The sequence below is a fragment of the Stenotrophomonas humi genome, assembly GCF_001431415.1.
In the GTDB taxonomy this organism is placed as follows: domain Bacteria; phylum Pseudomonadota; class Gammaproteobacteria; order Xanthomonadales; family Xanthomonadaceae; genus Stenotrophomonas; species Stenotrophomonas humi.
Map to the genome: position 1 here is coordinate 105,927 of NZ_LDJI01000021.1, position 13,978 is coordinate 119,904.

Genomic DNA, 13,978 nt, shown 5'->3' on the forward strand with positions numbered 1-13,978 from the left:
GCGATGGCTCACTTCACAGTCAAACCTCCCGCCACCGCCCCGGTTGCAGATCGCCCAGGGCATGCGGCCCCATCGACGCGCGCACCAGCCGCAACGTCGGCAGCCCGACAGCGGCCGTCATGCGCCGCACCTGTCGGTTCCGGCCTTCGGTAATCGTCACCGCCAACCACGCATCCGGCACGGTCTTGCGGAAACGCACGGGTGGATCGCGTTCCCATAACGCCGGTGCGTCTTCCAGAAGCTGCACCCGGGCCGGCAAGGTCGGGCCATCATTGAGCTGCACGCCATCACGCAGCGCCTGCAGTTTGTCCTCGCTTGCCACGCCCTCCACCTGCACCCAGTAGGTCTTGGGCTGCTTGTGCTTCGGGTCGGTCAGGCGATGGGCCAGGCTGCCGTTGTCGGTGAGCAGCAACAACCCTTCGCTGTCGTAGTCCAGCCGCCCGGCGGCATAGACGTTGGGCGGCAGGCCAAAACCGGCCAGCGTCGCGCGCGGCGGCTGGCTGCGGTCGGTGAACTGGCACAGCACGTTGAAGGGCTTGTTGAAGGCGATGAGCATTGAATGCGGGGATTGGGGGAGCGGGGATCGGGAATGAAAGTTTACTGCGTGCTGCAAGAGCAGCCAGAAATCAGCTCCCGCTTTCAGCGGCGATGCCGCATGAACCCACAGCCGCAGCACTGCCGCATTCCCTGTTCCCCACTCCCCGCTTGATCCCTGCCTTAAACCTTTACAAACCGCAGCGTCATCCGGTCGCTCTCGCCGATGGCCTTGTACTTGGCGGCATCGGCGGCGTCATGGTTGTTGGACGGCGGCAGCGTCCATACGCCGTTGGGATGGTCCTTGGTGTCGCGCGGGTTGGCGTTGACCTCACTGCTGGCGTCGAGCTTGAAGCCGGCCGCTTCGGCCATGGCAATCACCTGCGCCTGGCCAACGTAGCCACTCTTGTCGTCAGCGGGCACGTCGGCCTTGGCACGATGCTCCACCACACCCAGCACGCCGCCGGGCTTGAGCACATCGAAGAAGGCGCGGAACAAGCCTTCGGCCTGGTTGCTGGAACGCCAGTTGTGGACGTTGCGGAACGTCAGCACCACATCCGCCGAGCCCGGCTTGCCCAGCACCGGTGCCGCCGGGTTGTAGGCCACTTCGGTGGCGCGGTCGAACAGTGCCGGGGCTTCGGCGAACTTCTTGGCCAGCCCATCGCGTGAACGCTGCTGGTAATCACGGCCGCCACCGGCCGGCAATGCCGTGGGATCGACCACCGCGGCCACGTACTGGCCACTCTCGCGCAGATACGGCGCAAGGATTTCCGCGTACCAGCCGCCGCCCGGGGTGATTTCGATCACCGTCTGCTGCGGCTGCAGGCCAAAGAACGCCAGCGTCTGCGCCGGATGGCGATACGCATCGCGCACGACATTGGCCGGCGTGCGGCTACTGCTGGCCACTGCGGCCTGCAGCTGCGGCGACACATGGATGTCGGTAGCGGCAACTGCAGCATCCTTGGACAACACGGGCAGGCTGGACATCAATGTGCCCACGCCCAACAGACAGGCACACAGCAACGGGACTGGCTTGTTCATCACGTACTCCGGCAAGGGTGTGGCGCGAGCCTAGCACGCGTTGAACCGCTGGCAATGCGGCGCAAATGTTCACATTGCGTTAGCGTCATGACGCAATGCGGAACGCTGTTTTTTCGTTGCTGCCATCGCACCGGAACGATCTGCGTCTATGCTGCGAGGCTTGAGAAAAAAACAGGAAGAAGCCCATGACCCAGCTCCGTGAACTTGGTCGCTCCGGCCTGCAGGCCAGCCCCATCGCTTTTGGCGGCAACGTCTTTGGCTGGAGTGCTGATGAAAAAACCTCCTTTGCGCTGCTCGACGCATTCGTCGATGCCGGCTTCAACCTGGTCGACACCGCCGACGTCTACCCGGCGTGGGTGCCGGGCAACCGCGGAGGTGAATCGGAAACGATCATCGGCCGCTGGCTCAAACACAGCGGCAAACGCGACAAGGTGCTCATCGCCACCAAGGTGGCCAAGTGGGCCGAGCACCCCGGCCTGTCGGCCGACAACATCAACGAAGCCGTCGAAGACTCGTTGCGCCGCCTGCAGACCGATGTCATCGATCTGTACCAGGCACACGAAGACGATGAGTCAGTACCGCTGGAAGAAACGCTGGGCGCGTTCGCACGCCTGATCGAAGCCGGAAAAGTGCGCGCCATCGGTGCCTCCAACTACAGCGCCGCGCGCTTGCGCGATGCCCTGAAGGTCTCGGCCGACTATCACCTGCCGCGTTACGAGACGCTGCAACCGGAATACAACCTCTATGACCGCGCAGGCTACGAAGCAGAACTGGAACCGCTGGCCCGCGAACACTCGCTGGGCGTGATCAGTTACTACTCGCTGGCCAGTGGCTTCCTCACCGGCAAATACCGCAGCGCCGACGATGCGGCAAAAAGCAGCGCGCGCGGTGCCAAAGTGGTGGAGCGTTACGTCAACCCGCGCGGCCTGCGCATCCTCACGGCATTGGACGACCTGGCCGCCAGGCACAAGGCCACGCCGGCGCAGGTGGCACTGGCATGGTTGATCGCCCGCCCCGGCATCACCGCGCCCATCGTCAGTGCGACCGGCGTGGAGCAGTTGCACGATGTATTGGCTGCAGCACGGTTGACGCTTTCAGAAGCCGACATCGTCCAGTTGGATGGGGCCAGCACCGAACAAGACTGAATGCGCTGGTGATTGGACGCGGCACTGACCGCGTCGTAGCATCTCCGGACAGGGGGGTAGACCGCGAATGGAGTCCTACCCATGAAGACCACATCCGCAGCCCAACGCACCATCGACCGTGACGCTGAACTTGCCTATTGGCGCGGCGTCCACGCCATCGGTCGGCTTGGCCAACACGACTTCGACCATTACCAGCGCCTGCTGGAAATGGGCTACGACGTCTATCAGGCGTATCCCCGCGCCAACGAAGAGCAGCTCTACCGTGTGCTGCAGGACAGCTATCACCGGCACAACCCGTCGCTGGCCGTGCCATGGGATGAAGCCCGCTGGCTGGTGCGGCATGCATGGCACCACGCGGAGTCGGGCCGGGGACTGCATTGAGGAGTTGAAAGAGCTGGCTCTGGCTTGGGCCAAGGCTCCTCCCTTCTCCCGCATGCGGGAGAAGGTGCCCCGAAGGGGCGGATGAGGGGGCTCTGCGCTTTTTGATTGGCTTCGAAAAGACAGGTACTCGGCCATCAGCGCGACGTCGGCTCCCCTCTCCCCAACCCCTCTCCCGCAAGGGGAGAGGGGCTTAAGCAAAAGCAACGCAGCAGCGCTGCAGTCACCGGGCGAATGGTGCGTTCACCATCGCCTGCGCCAGGTAATCCAGGAACGAGGTGATCCGCGCCGATACCGCCGTGTTGCGGTAGTACACCGCGTGGATCGGCTGGCGCACTTCCACGGTCTGTTTCGGCAGCACTTCCACCAGGGTGCCGGCCTCGCGGTCACGCTCGGTCATGAAGTCGGACAGACAGACGATGCCGACGCCTTCCAACGCCAACCGGCGCAGGGTTTCGCCACTGGACACCGCCAGCACCGGACGTACGTGCAGCAACGTGCCGTCCTCATCCCGCAGCGGCCAATGGTTCAGCGAATCCGGCTCGTTGAAACCGAGCAGCGAGTGTTCGCGCAACCGCGCCAGGTTCTTCGGCACGCCGTGCTGCTGCAGATAGACCGGGCTGGCCAGCACGCGCAGCCGGCTGTGCGCCAACGGCCTTGCGTGCAGCGTGGAATCGGCCAAGGGGCCGATGCGTATGGCGACATCGGTGCGGCGTTCGAGCAGGTCGATATAGCGCTCGCTGCTGTTGAGCTCCAGCGCGACTTCCGGGTAACGGGCGCGGTAACCGGCGACCAACGGTGCGATCACATGCAACACGAACGGCATGGCCGCATCCACCCGCAAACGGCCAGAAGGACGCTCGCGACGCGCGGCGATCTGCTCCTCGGCCGCTTCCACCGACGCGACAATCGCGCGTGACTGCTCCAGGAAGGCTTCGCCTTCCTCGGTCAGGTGCAGGCGCCGGGTGGTGCGGGTCAGCAACGTGGTGCCCAGCTTCTCTTCCAGCCGCGCCAGCGCCCGGCTGACCCCGGACGTGGTCTGATCCAGTTGCTCGGCTGCGGCGGTGATCGAGCCGGCGTCGATCACCGCAATGAAGGCCTGCATCTCATCGAGGGTGGTTTTCATCGGCGTGCATTCGGGGGGGACGGCCAATTATTGACTGAAACTCAACAGTCATTGGCGTGAAGACCGCTTTTTCAGCAAGAGTCGGGCGCTCAGACTTCGCAGCCTGTCCCTTCCCGGAAACATCCCATGTCCCGTGGCATCCCCCTTGCCCTGCTGGCGCTGACACTAGGCGCGTTTGCCATCGGCACCACCGAATTCGTCATCGTCGGGCTGATTCCGACCATCGCCGCCGACCTGCACGTCAGCCTGCCTTCGGCCGGCCTGCTGGTGTCGCTCTATGCGCTGGGTGTGGCCGTCGGCGCACCGGTGCTCACCGCACTTACCGGCCGGGTGCCGCGCAAAGCGCTGCTGGTCGCGCTGATGGTGCTGTTCACCGTTGGCAACCTGATCGCATGGATGTCGCCAGGCTACGGCTCGCTGATCGTGGCGCGGGTGCTGACCGGCCTGGCGCATGGTGTGTTCTTCTCGATCGGCTCGATCATCGCCACCTCGGTGGTGCCGAAGGAAAAGGCCGCCAGCGCGATTGCCATCATGTTCACCGGCTTGACCGTTGCACTCGTCACCGGCGTGCCGCTCGGCACCTTCATCGGCCAACACCTGGGCTGGCGTGCGACCTTCCTGGCCGTGGCCGCGCTGGGTGTGATCGCGCTGGTCGGCAGCCTGTTGTTCGTACCGCGCAACCTGCCGCGCAGCGCACCGGCCACGTTCGGCCAGCAGTTCGCGGTACTGGCACAACCGCGCCTGCTGCTGGTGTACGCGATCACCGCGCTGGGCTACGGCGGCACCTTTCTCTCCTTCACCTACCTGGCTTCGATCCTGCAGGACGTGACCGGTTTTTCCGCCAATGCGGTGAGCCTGGTGCTGCTGGTGTACGGCGTGTCGGTAGCCATCGGCAACCTGTGGGGCGGCCGCCTTGCCGACCGCATGGGCCCGATTCCCGCGCTCAAGCGTATCTTCGCGCTGCTGGCGCTGGTGCTGTTCGTGCTCACCTTCACCGCCTACAACACCTGGCTGGTGCTGCTGACGGTGCTGGCACTGGGCGCGGTGGCCTTCGGCAATGTGCCGGGCCTGCAGGTGTACGTGGTCAAGCAGGCGCAGCGTTTCGTTCCGCAGGCCGCCGATGTTGCCTCGGGCCTGAACATCGCCGCGTTCAATGTCGGCATCGCCCTGGGTGCATCGCTCGGTGGCCTGGTCGTTGACCACGTCGGCCTGATGCACACGCCATGGCTGGGCGCGCTGGTCGTGGTGGGCGCTTATGGGCTGACCGTGCTCAGCGGCCGCCTGGATCGCCGCGATGGCATCGACGACCGCGCCGAAGGCATCGCCGTCGCCGCGCACTGACATCCCCCGTTACTTTCCGTTCGCGATACGCGGCGCAGCCTGTATCGCGACACCATTGTGGAGACTCCCATGACTGTTCCTTCCATCGGCCTTGGCACCTACCGCCTGAAAGGCCAGGTACTCACCGATTCCGTGCACAACGCGCTGGACCTGGGCTATCGCGCCTTCGATACCGCGCAGATCTACGACAACGAAGCCGACCTCGGCGCTGCGCTGGCCAGCGGCAATGTGCCGCGCGGAGAACTGTTCCTGACCACCAAGGTCTGGATCAGCAACTTCCACCACGACGACCTGCTGGCCAGCCTGCGCGAAAGCCTGCACAAGCTGCGTACCGACCATGTCGATCTGGCGTTGATCCATTGGCCGTCGCCGAACAACGAGGTGCCGATTCGCGAGTATCTCGGCGCCTTGGCCGAAGCAAAAGCGCAGGGCTTGACCCGCGCCATCGGCATTTCCAACTTCACCATCGACCTGGCCCGCCAGGCCATCGATATCCTCGGTGCCGATGCCATCGCCACCAACCAGATCGAAGTGCATCCGTATCTGCAGAACCGCGCGTTGATCGCTTACCTGCGCGAACAAGGCATCCATGTCACCGCGTTCATGAGTCTGGCGTATGGCGCGGTGCTGAACGACCCGGTGATCCAGGCCATCGCCGAGAAGCATCAGGCAACGACCGCGCAGGTGGCGTTGGCGTGGGCATTGCAGCAGGGCTACGCGGTGATTCCGTCTTCGACACGGCGCGAGAATCTGGCGGGCAATCTGCAGGCGGCGGCATTGCGTCTGGACGATGAGGACATGGCGAAGATCGCGACCCTGGATCGTGGCGAGCGCGTGGCCAATCCGGAAATCGCACCGGCCTGGGACTGAGCCCTGTTGAAACCCCTCTCCTGCAGGGAGAGGGGCCCTGGCGAGGCTGAGACAAGCCAGGCGTTTCACCTGCATGTCCCCGATGGTTCAACTCATGGGCACATGGCGCTGCGGTCACCACCGTGATGGCTTGAAGACCTCTCCGCGTGCGCTCACACAGTTCTGCCCGGCACCAGCCACTCACGCATCGCCGCGCTCACTTCCTGCGGCTTCTCCAGCGGCGCCAGATGTCCACACTGTGGAATCACCACCAGCGTGGAATGCGGCAACAGGGCCGCCATCTGCTCACTCACTGCCAACGGCGTGATCGCATCGTTCCTGCCGCAGACCACCAACGTCGGCCCGCGCCATTGGCCCAGCACTTCGCTGCCATCGACCCGTTCGATACGACTCTGCCGCAGAAACACGTCCGCCCCCAGCCGCGACGTCATGCCCCGCACGGTCTCCACCAGTTCCTGATCGCCCAGCCGCGAGGCGTCGATGTAGCTGCGCATCAGCTTGTCGCCGAACCCGTGGAACGTGCCGGGCATGCGCACGCTGTTCTGCTGCGCGATGCGCTGTGCGGCGCGCTCGGGCGAATCGGGTTTGAATGAGGTGTCCAACAACGCCAGATGGGTGACACGCTCGGGGGCAATGCGCAGGATTTCCTGGGCGACGTAGCCGCCCAGCGAGAAACCGGCCAGGGCGAACTGCGCTGGCGCATCCGACAGTACCTGCCCGGCAGTGGCGCGCAGCGAGTCATGCCGGGTGAGGTCGCCGACCTGGCATTCGGCGATATCGGCCAGTTCCACCAGCTGCACGCGCCAGAGGGTGGCATCGTTGAGCAGGCCGGGGAGCAGCAACAAGGGGATTTTTTCGGGTTGGTTCCCGGCAGCGGCAGTTTCCATGGCGGTAGTTTGAACCTGCCGGGGGTGGCTGGCAGCGCCATGGCTGGAACGCAGTGGCGAATGTGCCTGGAAGCCGCCTCCCCAACCCTCCCCTTGCCTGCGGCAGGGGAAGGATGCTCCGGCTTCGCGCTAGGGCGCGCCCTCGCTCACCGGCAGCGTGACATTCATCAGGGTCGAGTCGTCCGGATCGGACTTCACCTTGAAGCCCAGGCTCTGGCACATCGCCAGCATCGTGGTGTTCTCACGCAGTACCTGGCCCTCCACCATGTTCAGGCCCTGCCAGCGTGCGTACTCGATCATGATCTGCATCAGCTTCCAGCCGATGCCGTGGCCCTTCAGATCCGAGCGGATCAGGATGCCGTACTCGCCGCGGTTGTAGTCCGCATCGGCATGCAGGCGCACCGCACCGAGCATGTCGCCACTTTTGGGGTCGATGGCGACCAACGCGATGGAACGCGCGTAATCGAGCTGGGTAAGACGGGCGATGAACTCGTGGCTGAAATGCTTCACCGACTGGAAGAAACGCAGCCGCAGGTCGTCATCGGTAACGCGCGCGAAGAACGCGCGGAACAAGGCATCGTCCTCTGGCCGTACCGGGCGGATGAACACCTTGCTGCCGTCCGACAGGGGAATGCTGCGCTCCCATTCGGTGGGATACGGGAAAATCGCAAAACGCGGGTGGCCGCGGCCCTTGTGCAGGCGCTTGACCGGCGCGATGGCGATGCGCGCATCCAGCGCGATCACGCCGTTGCGGTCGGCCAGCAGCGGATTGAGATCGAGCGTGCGGATCTCCGGAATATCGGCGGCCAGCTGCGCCAGTTTGACCAGCACCAGCGCCACCGCACGCTCATCGGCGGCCGGCACATTGCCGTAGCCCTTGAGGATGCGCGACACGCGGGTGCGGCCGATCACTTCGTGGGCAAGCCGCAGGTCCAGTGGCGGCAATGCCAGGGTCTTGTCGTCGATCACTTCCACCGCCGTACCACCCCGGCCGAACACCACCACCGGCCCGAACACGGGGTCATCGGCGATACCGGCGATCAACTCGCGCGCCTTCGGCCGCAGCAGGCTGGGCTGCACCATCACGCCTTCGATGCGCGCCTGCGGGCGCAGCTCGCGAGCACGCTGGAGGATCGAGCTGGCCGCCGCCTGCACCGCCGGCAGGGTGCCCAGGTTGAGACGCACGCCATCCACTTCGGACTTGTGCGGAATGTCGGACGAGAAAATCTTCACCGCCACGCTCATGCCCTGCTCCAGCAGCGGCTGGGCCAGATCCATCGCTTCATGCGCGTCGCGCGCGACCATCACTTCCAGCGACGGGATGCCGTACGCCTGCAGCAGGGCATGCGTGGCGACCGGATCCAGCCATTGCTGGTCGTTGGCCAGTGCAGCCTCCACCAGCGCGCGTGCAACGGCAACATCCACCACGAAATCCGCCGGCAGACTGGGCGGGGTCTCCATCAGCGCCGCCTGCGCCTCGCGGTACTTCACCAGATGCTGGAAGCCGCGCACTGCTTCGGCCTCGCTGGGATAGGTGGGCACACGCGCGGTATTGAGCGTGACCGTGGCGCGGTCATCGTTGCCCAACCACACCGCGAATACCGGCTTTTCGCGCAATTGCCGCGAGCGCAGTCCCAACGTGCTGGTCAGCGCCTGCGCGGCATCGGCCGACGATGTGAACGCCGTGGGTACGTTGATCACCAGCACCGCATCGTTGGCATCGTCGGACAGCAGCGCTTCAATGGCCGAGGCATAGCGCCCGCCATCGGCATCGACCACGATGTCCACCGGATTGTCGCGCGACCAGCCTTCCGGCAATACCTTGTCCAACTGCGCGATCGTGGCGGGCGACAGCTCGGCAAGCGAGCCGCCCAGTGCCTGCAGCTGGTCCACCGCCAGGCGGCCAACACCACCGCCGTTGCTGAGAATGGCCAGGCGTCGTCCCGGAAACGTGCCCAGCCGGCCCAGGGTTTCGGCGGCGGTGAACAACTCATCCAATGCGTTGACGCGCAACAGGCCGGCACGATTGAACGCCGCGCCGTAGACCGCATCGGAAGCGGCCAAGGCCTGCGAATGCGTGCTGATACCCTCCCCATTGGGCTTGGGTTGGCGACCGGCCTTGACCACCACCACCGGCTTGGCGCGCGCCGCTGCACGTGCGGCGGACATGAATTTGCGCGCGTCGCTGATCTGGTCGACGTACAGCAGGATCGCGCGCGTGCGGTAGTCGGAGGCGAAGTAATCGAGCAGATCGCCGAAATCCACGTCCAGGGCATCACCCAGCGACACCACGCCCGAGAAACCGATCGAACGGGCCACACCCCACTCCACCAACGCGGCGGCAATCGCGCTGGATTCGGAAATCAGGGCCAGATCACCGGCCTGCGGCGTGTGCGCGGCGATACTGGCATTGAGCCGCGCATGAGGTGCGATGACGCCCAGGCAATGCGGGCCAAGCACGCGCATGCCCTTGGGCCGCGCCGCGGCCTCCACCTGTGCCGCGAGTGAGCCGGGGCCGCTGCCCAGCCCCGCCGTCAGCAGGATGGCGGCGGCCACGCCCAGTTCGGCAGCCTGCGCCACCACCTGCGGCACCATCGTTGCCGGTGCGGTGATGACCACCAGGTCGGGTATCCACGGCAGATCCTTGAGCTTCTTGACCGTGCGCATGCCATCGATCTCGGCATGACGCGGATTGACCCAACCGATCTGCCCGGCAAAACCACCAGCGCGCAGGTTGCGTATCACCGCGCGCCCTGCGGAGCGTTCACGCGGGCTGCCGCCGATGACGGCAACCGAACGGGGACGGAACACGGTCTGCAGGTGATAGGTGCTCATGACGACGCCAGTTGCGGGAACGTGATCAAAGGTACACGGCCCGCTGTGGAAGTGGCATGCGTTGGATCAAGAAGCGGGAATCGGCGGCGTGGGTGCAGAAGCAGAAGCAAGAGACCCCTCCCTTTCGCGTAGCGAAAGGGAGGGTTTGGGAAGGGTGCTTTCAGCTTGTACTTCAGCGCGCGCCCAGACATCCACGATCAAGCCACTGCCGAGCATGGCTCGGCACTACGGGCTTCAAAGCAGGGTTCCGCCCAGAATCAGCGCGGCGATGCTGAAGTAGATGACCAGTCCCGTCACATCGACCAATGTGGCCACGAAGGGCGCAGAGGCGCTGGCCGGGTCGAAGCCCAGGCGCTTGAGAATGAAAGGCAGCATCGAGCCGGACAGCGAGCCAAAAGTAACGATGCCGATCAATGCCGCGCCGATGGTCAGTGCCAGCAAGACCCAGTGCTCACCGTAATCATGCAGGCCGCCCAGCTGCCATACCGTGATACGCACGATGGCCAGCAGACCGAGGATGCCACCCAGCACCATGCCGGTGGGCAGTTCGCGCAGTGCCACCCGCCACCAATCACGCAGGCGCAGTTCACGCAACGCCAGCGAGCGGATCAACAACGATGTCGCCTGCGAGCCGGAGTTGCCGCCGGAGCTCATGATCAACGGAATGAACAGGGTCAGGACCACCGCGCGGGCCAGCTCGTCCTCATAGTGCTGCATGGCGCTGGCGGTGAGCATTTCGCCGAGGAACAGCACGCTCAGCCAACCGGCACGCTTGCGCAGCATCTCGAAGAAGCCGATCTGCATGTACGGCTTGTCCAGCGCTTCCACGCCGCCGAACTTGTGCACGTCTTCGGTGGATTCGTCGATGAGCGCATCCAGGATGTCGTCCACGGTGACGATGCCCAGCATGTGCTGCTGTTCGTCCACCACCGGGATGGCGAGCAGATCGTGGCGACGGATCAGCTGCGCCACTTCTTCCTGGTCCAGCTGTGGGCCAACGGTGACGGGCGGGTTGATCTGCGCCACATCGAGGATGGAATCTTCCGCGGCACCGGTGATCAAGCGGCGCATGGTCACCACCTGCTGCAGCTGGCGGGTCTGCGGATCGAGCACGTAGATGGCGTAGACCGTCTCGCGGGTGCGTTCGACTTCGCGGATGTGCTGCAGGGTCTGCGCGACCGTCCAATCGGCCGGTACGCCGACGAACTCGGTGGTCATCAAAGCACCAGCGGTGTGCGGCGGGTAGCTCAGCAGCAACTGGATCGATTGGCGCGCTTCCGGCGCCAGCAGCGGAATCAACCGCGCCCGCTCGGCCGTATCCAGCTCATGGACGATGTCGGTGGCACGGTCATCGGCCATCAGGCCCAGCAGGGCAGCGGCGCGGGCAGGCGCCAGCGCGGCCACCAGATCACCGGCGCGTTGCAGCTCCGGGGCTTCCAGCAGTTTGACCGCGCGCGGCAAAGGCAGTGCCGCCAGTGTGTCCGCTGCTTGCGGCAGCGCCAGGGTATTGAGGTATTCCACCGCGTCGGCGGTGTTGAAATCGGCAAGGGGTGCGCTCAGGGTGGCCGCATCGGCCACCGGACGCAGGAGCTGCTTCTGGTTCATGTTGATTCGCCTGTTTGCGATGCGACCACGCAACACCCGCACTGGCGAACCGACCCACTCAGGCGTTCGTCACCGCTGGTGTCGATCGAGGTCGACTTCTACTGTCGCTTGACATGGGTTGGACTCCGGGAAGGTGCTGCGTCGGGCTCGCCGGCAGCGGGGCGAGTCTGGGCCTGTTGGCGAGCGGGGTCAACCGCTGTCCCTGCCGATCCGGACCTCGGTTGGGCGCGCATTCGCTTTCGTTGACAGCGCAGCCCGCATAATGGCTCGGGCCGGTTTCGCTGTGATGCCGGTGCATCAGCACAGCCCCACGGAGCACGGTTTCATGCATAGCGGCGGTCTCGAACTGGCCTTGGTACTGCTTCTGGCGGCGGTGATTGCCGTGCCGGTGTTCAAGCGCTTCGGGCTGGGCGCGGTGCTGGGCTACCTGGCTGCCGGCGTGGTGCTGGGGCCGCATGTGCTGGGTTTCGTGCAGGATGCCGACCGCATCCTCAACGCTGCCGAGATCGGCGTGGTGATGCTGCTGTTCCTGATCGGCCTGGAGCTGTCGCCGTCCCGGCTGATGGTGATGCGACGGCCGGTGTTCGGCGGTGGCAGTGTGCAGGTGCTGTTCACCGCCAGCGTGCTTGGCGGCCTGTTGCTGATGTACCACTTCCACTGGAAGAGCGCGCTGGTGATAGGTACGGCGTTGGCGCTCTCCTCCACCGCAGTGGGCCTGCAGTTGCTGTCCGAACACAAGGCATTGAACAGCGACTACGGCCGCTTCGGCTTCGCGATCCTGCTGTTCCAGGATCTGATCGCCATTCCACTGCTGGCCGCCATTCCGCTGCTGGGCGGCGTGCGCAACGAAACCCTCACCTGGCAGGACGCCGGCATCGCGCTGGGCGTGCTTGCATTGGTCATCGTGCTGGGCCGCCCGGTGCTGCGGCGCTTGTTCGCGATCGTTGCGCGCACACGCATGCCCGAGGTGTTCACCGCCACTGCGCTGCTGGTGGTGCTGGGCACGGCATGGATCATGACCGAAGCCGGCCTCAGTGCCAGCCTTGGCGCATTCGTGGCGGGCGTGCTGCTGGCCGATTCGGAATTCCGCCACGAGATCGAATCGCAGATCGAACCGTTCAAGGGCCTGCTGCTGGGCCTGTTCTTCATCGCCGTGGGCATGGGCATCGACCTGGACCGCGTGGCGGCCGAGCCGATGGTGATTGCCGGCGGCGTGGCCATTCTGCTGCTGGTGAAGTTCTCCATCCTGCTCGCGCTGGGCCTGGCCGCACGCATGTCACTGCGCAGTGCGTTGATGCTGGGCAGCGTGCTGTGGCTGGGCGGCGAGTTCGCCTTCGTGGTGTTCAACGAAGCCCAGCGTGCGCACCTGCTGGGCCGCATCAACCATGACCGTCTGGTGGCGATCGTCAGCCTGTCGATGGCGATCACGCCCTTGTTGATGATCGGCCTGCAGCGGGCGCTGCAGCTGCGCAAACCCGAAGCACGCCCGGAACATGCACCCGATGCCGCACTGAAGGATGCCGGTGCACAGCGACCGCAGGTACTGATTGCCGGCATGGGCCGCTTTGGTCAGGTCGTCGCACGCCTGCTGACCGCACAACGCATTCCGTTCGTGGCGCTGGAGGCAGACCCGGACACAGTGGAAGACCTGCGCCGCTTCGGCAACCAGCTGTACTACGGCGACCCCACCCGTCCGGACCTGCTGCGTTCGGCCGGTGCGGAACACATCCGTGTCTTCGTGATGGCCATGGACGACCCGGAGACCAACCTGCGTGCGGTGCGGCTGGTGCGGCGCATGTATCCCGGTGCGACGGTGCTGGCGCGTGCCCGCAACCGCCAGCATGCATGGAAGCTGCTGGACATGTCGGCCGAACCGTTCCGCGAGGTGTTCGGCTCCAGCCTTGAAACCAGCGAGCGGGTGCTGACCGCGCTGGGCATCCCCGCCGAGATCGCACGCGACCACGTGCAGCGCTTCCGCGAGCATGACGAGCAACTGCTCAAGGCCCAGCATCTGGTCTACGACGATGAGGCCGCGGTGATGCAGACCTCACGCGATGCGCGTGCCGATCTGATGCACCTGTTCGAAGCAGACGCCAGCGATACCAAGCCCGGCGAGAGTTGAGCGACCAGCGATCGCAACGCACCCACCGGTAGAGCGCAGCCACGCTGTGCTGGGTCTGTATGGCTTGTGTTGGAGGTTGCTACCGGTGATGCCG

11 protein-coding genes are annotated in these 13,978 nt (G+C 65.1%); 5 read left to right on the plus strand and 6 right to left on the minus strand.

The window, feature by feature from the left end; genetic code table 11:
- Window positions 1–19 precede the first annotated feature (19 nt).
- Together ABB26_RS11780 and ABB26_RS11785 are read right to left on the minus strand one after the other, a co-directional pair.
- Complete coding sequence (locus tag ABB26_RS11780; RefSeq protein ID WP_057634335.1) at window positions 20–556, minus strand: pseudouridine synthase; 537 nt, start codon at window positions 554–556, stop codon at window positions 20–22.
- Between the two features lie 161 nt (window positions 557–717).
- Window positions 718–1,575, minus strand: a complete 858-nt coding sequence (locus ABB26_RS11785; RefSeq protein ID WP_057634336.1) for a class I SAM-dependent methyltransferase — start codon at window positions 1,573–1,575, stop codon at window positions 718–720.
- A 185-nt stretch (window positions 1,576–1,760) separates the two neighbouring features.
- Between ABB26_RS11785 and ABB26_RS11790 the strand changes: the two genes are divergently transcribed.
- Together ABB26_RS11790 and ABB26_RS11795 are read left to right on the plus strand one after the other, a co-directional pair.
- A complete protein-coding gene (locus ABB26_RS11790; RefSeq protein WP_057634338.1) occupies window positions 1,761–2,720 on the plus strand; it encodes an aldo/keto reductase in 960 nt (319 codons plus the stop codon).
- A gap of 81 nt (window positions 2,721–2,801) precedes the next feature.
- Window positions 2,802–3,101 carry a hypothetical protein gene (locus ABB26_RS11795; protein WP_057634340.1) on the plus strand — a complete coding sequence of 100 codons (300 nt, stop codon included), beginning with the start codon at window positions 2,802–2,804 and terminating at the stop codon, window positions 3,099–3,101.
- 220 nt (window positions 3,102–3,321) lie between these two features.
- Here ABB26_RS11795 and ABB26_RS11800 read toward each other — a convergent pair whose 3' ends face one another.
- The gene (locus ABB26_RS11800; protein ID WP_057634342.1) at window positions 3,322–4,224 is read right to left on the minus strand and encodes a LysR family transcriptional regulator; all 903 of its coding nucleotides are present in this window, start codon (window positions 4,222–4,224) and stop codon (window positions 3,322–3,324) included.
- A 126-nt stretch (window positions 4,225–4,350) separates the two neighbouring features.
- Between ABB26_RS11800 and ABB26_RS11805 the strand changes: the two genes are divergently transcribed.
- Window positions 4,351–5,565: an MFS transporter gene (locus tag ABB26_RS11805; protein WP_057634344.1), complete on the plus strand. Its 1,215-nt coding sequence runs from the start codon at window positions 4,351–4,353 to the stop codon at window positions 5,563–5,565.
- Window positions 5,566–5,634: 69 nt separating this feature from the next.
- Window positions 5,635–6,435: a 2,5-didehydrogluconate reductase DkgB gene (gene dkgB, locus ABB26_RS11810; RefSeq protein ID WP_057634345.1), complete on the plus strand. Its 801-nt coding sequence runs from the start codon at window positions 5,635–5,637 to the stop codon at window positions 6,433–6,435.
- 152 nt (window positions 6,436–6,587) lie between these two features.
- Here dkgB and ABB26_RS11815 read toward each other — a convergent pair whose 3' ends face one another.
- From ABB26_RS11815 to mgtE, 3 genes are all read right to left on the minus strand, one after another.
- Complete coding sequence (locus ABB26_RS11815) at window positions 6,588–7,322, minus strand: alpha/beta fold hydrolase (RefSeq protein WP_057634349.1); 735 nt, start codon at window positions 7,320–7,322, stop codon at window positions 6,588–6,590.
- A 129-nt stretch (window positions 7,323–7,451) separates the two neighbouring features.
- The gene (locus ABB26_RS11820; RefSeq protein WP_057634350.1) at window positions 7,452–10,157 is read right to left on the minus strand and encodes a bifunctional acetate--CoA ligase family protein/GNAT family N-acetyltransferase; all 2,706 of its coding nucleotides are present in this window, start codon (window positions 10,155–10,157) and stop codon (window positions 7,452–7,454) included.
- A 234-nt stretch (window positions 10,158–10,391) separates the two neighbouring features.
- The gene (gene mgtE, locus ABB26_RS11825; protein WP_057634351.1) at window positions 10,392–11,762 is read right to left on the minus strand and encodes a magnesium transporter; all 1,371 of its coding nucleotides are present in this window, start codon (window positions 11,760–11,762) and stop codon (window positions 10,392–10,394) included.
- 325 nt (window positions 11,763–12,087) lie between these two features.
- On the opposite strand from mgtE, the gene ABB26_RS11830 reads away from it, so the two are divergent.
- Window positions 12,088–13,884, plus strand: a complete 1,797-nt coding sequence (locus ABB26_RS11830; RefSeq protein WP_057634421.1) for a monovalent cation:proton antiporter-2 (CPA2) family protein — start codon at window positions 12,088–12,090, stop codon at window positions 13,882–13,884.
- Window positions 13,885–13,978 lie beyond the last annotated feature (94 nt).

Coding starts and splice junctions, on each gene's coding strand:
- ABB26_RS11805 (WP_057634344.1), top strand. CDS start 4,351: ATGTCCCGTGGCATCCCCCTTGCCCTGCTGGCGCTGACACTAGGCGCG.
- ABB26_RS11795 (WP_057634340.1), top strand. CDS start 2,802: ATGAAGACCACATCCGCAGCCCAACGCACCATCGACCGTGACGCTGAA.
- ABB26_RS11790 (WP_057634338.1), top strand. CDS start 1,761: ATGACCCAGCTCCGTGAACTTGGTCGCTCCGGCCTGCAGGCCAGCCCC.
- ABB26_RS11785 (WP_057634336.1), bottom strand. CDS start 1,575: ATGAACAAGCCAGTCCCGTTGCTGTGTGCCTGTCTGTTGGGCGTGGGC.
- mgtE (WP_057634351.1), bottom strand. CDS start 11,762: ATGAACCAGAAGCAGCTCCTGCGTCCGGTGGCCGATGCGGCCACCCTG.
- ABB26_RS11830 (WP_057634421.1), top strand. CDS start 12,088: ATGCATAGCGGCGGTCTCGAACTGGCCTTGGTACTGCTTCTGGCGGCG.
- ABB26_RS11815 (WP_057634349.1), bottom strand. CDS start 7,322: ATGGAAACTGCCGCTGCCGGGAACCAACCCGAAAAAATCCCCTTGTTG.
- ABB26_RS11780 (WP_057634335.1), bottom strand. CDS start 556: ATGCTCATCGCCTTCAACAAGCCCTTCAACGTGCTGTGCCAGTTCACC.
- ABB26_RS11800 (WP_057634342.1), bottom strand. CDS start 4,224: ATGAAAACCACCCTCGATGAGATGCAGGCCTTCATTGCGGTGATCGAC.
- dkgB (WP_057634345.1), top strand. CDS start 5,635: ATGACTGTTCCTTCCATCGGCCTTGGCACCTACCGCCTGAAAGGCCAG.
- ABB26_RS11820 (WP_057634350.1), bottom strand. CDS start 10,157: ATGAGCACCTATCACCTGCAGACCGTGTTCCGTCCCCGTTCGGTTGCC.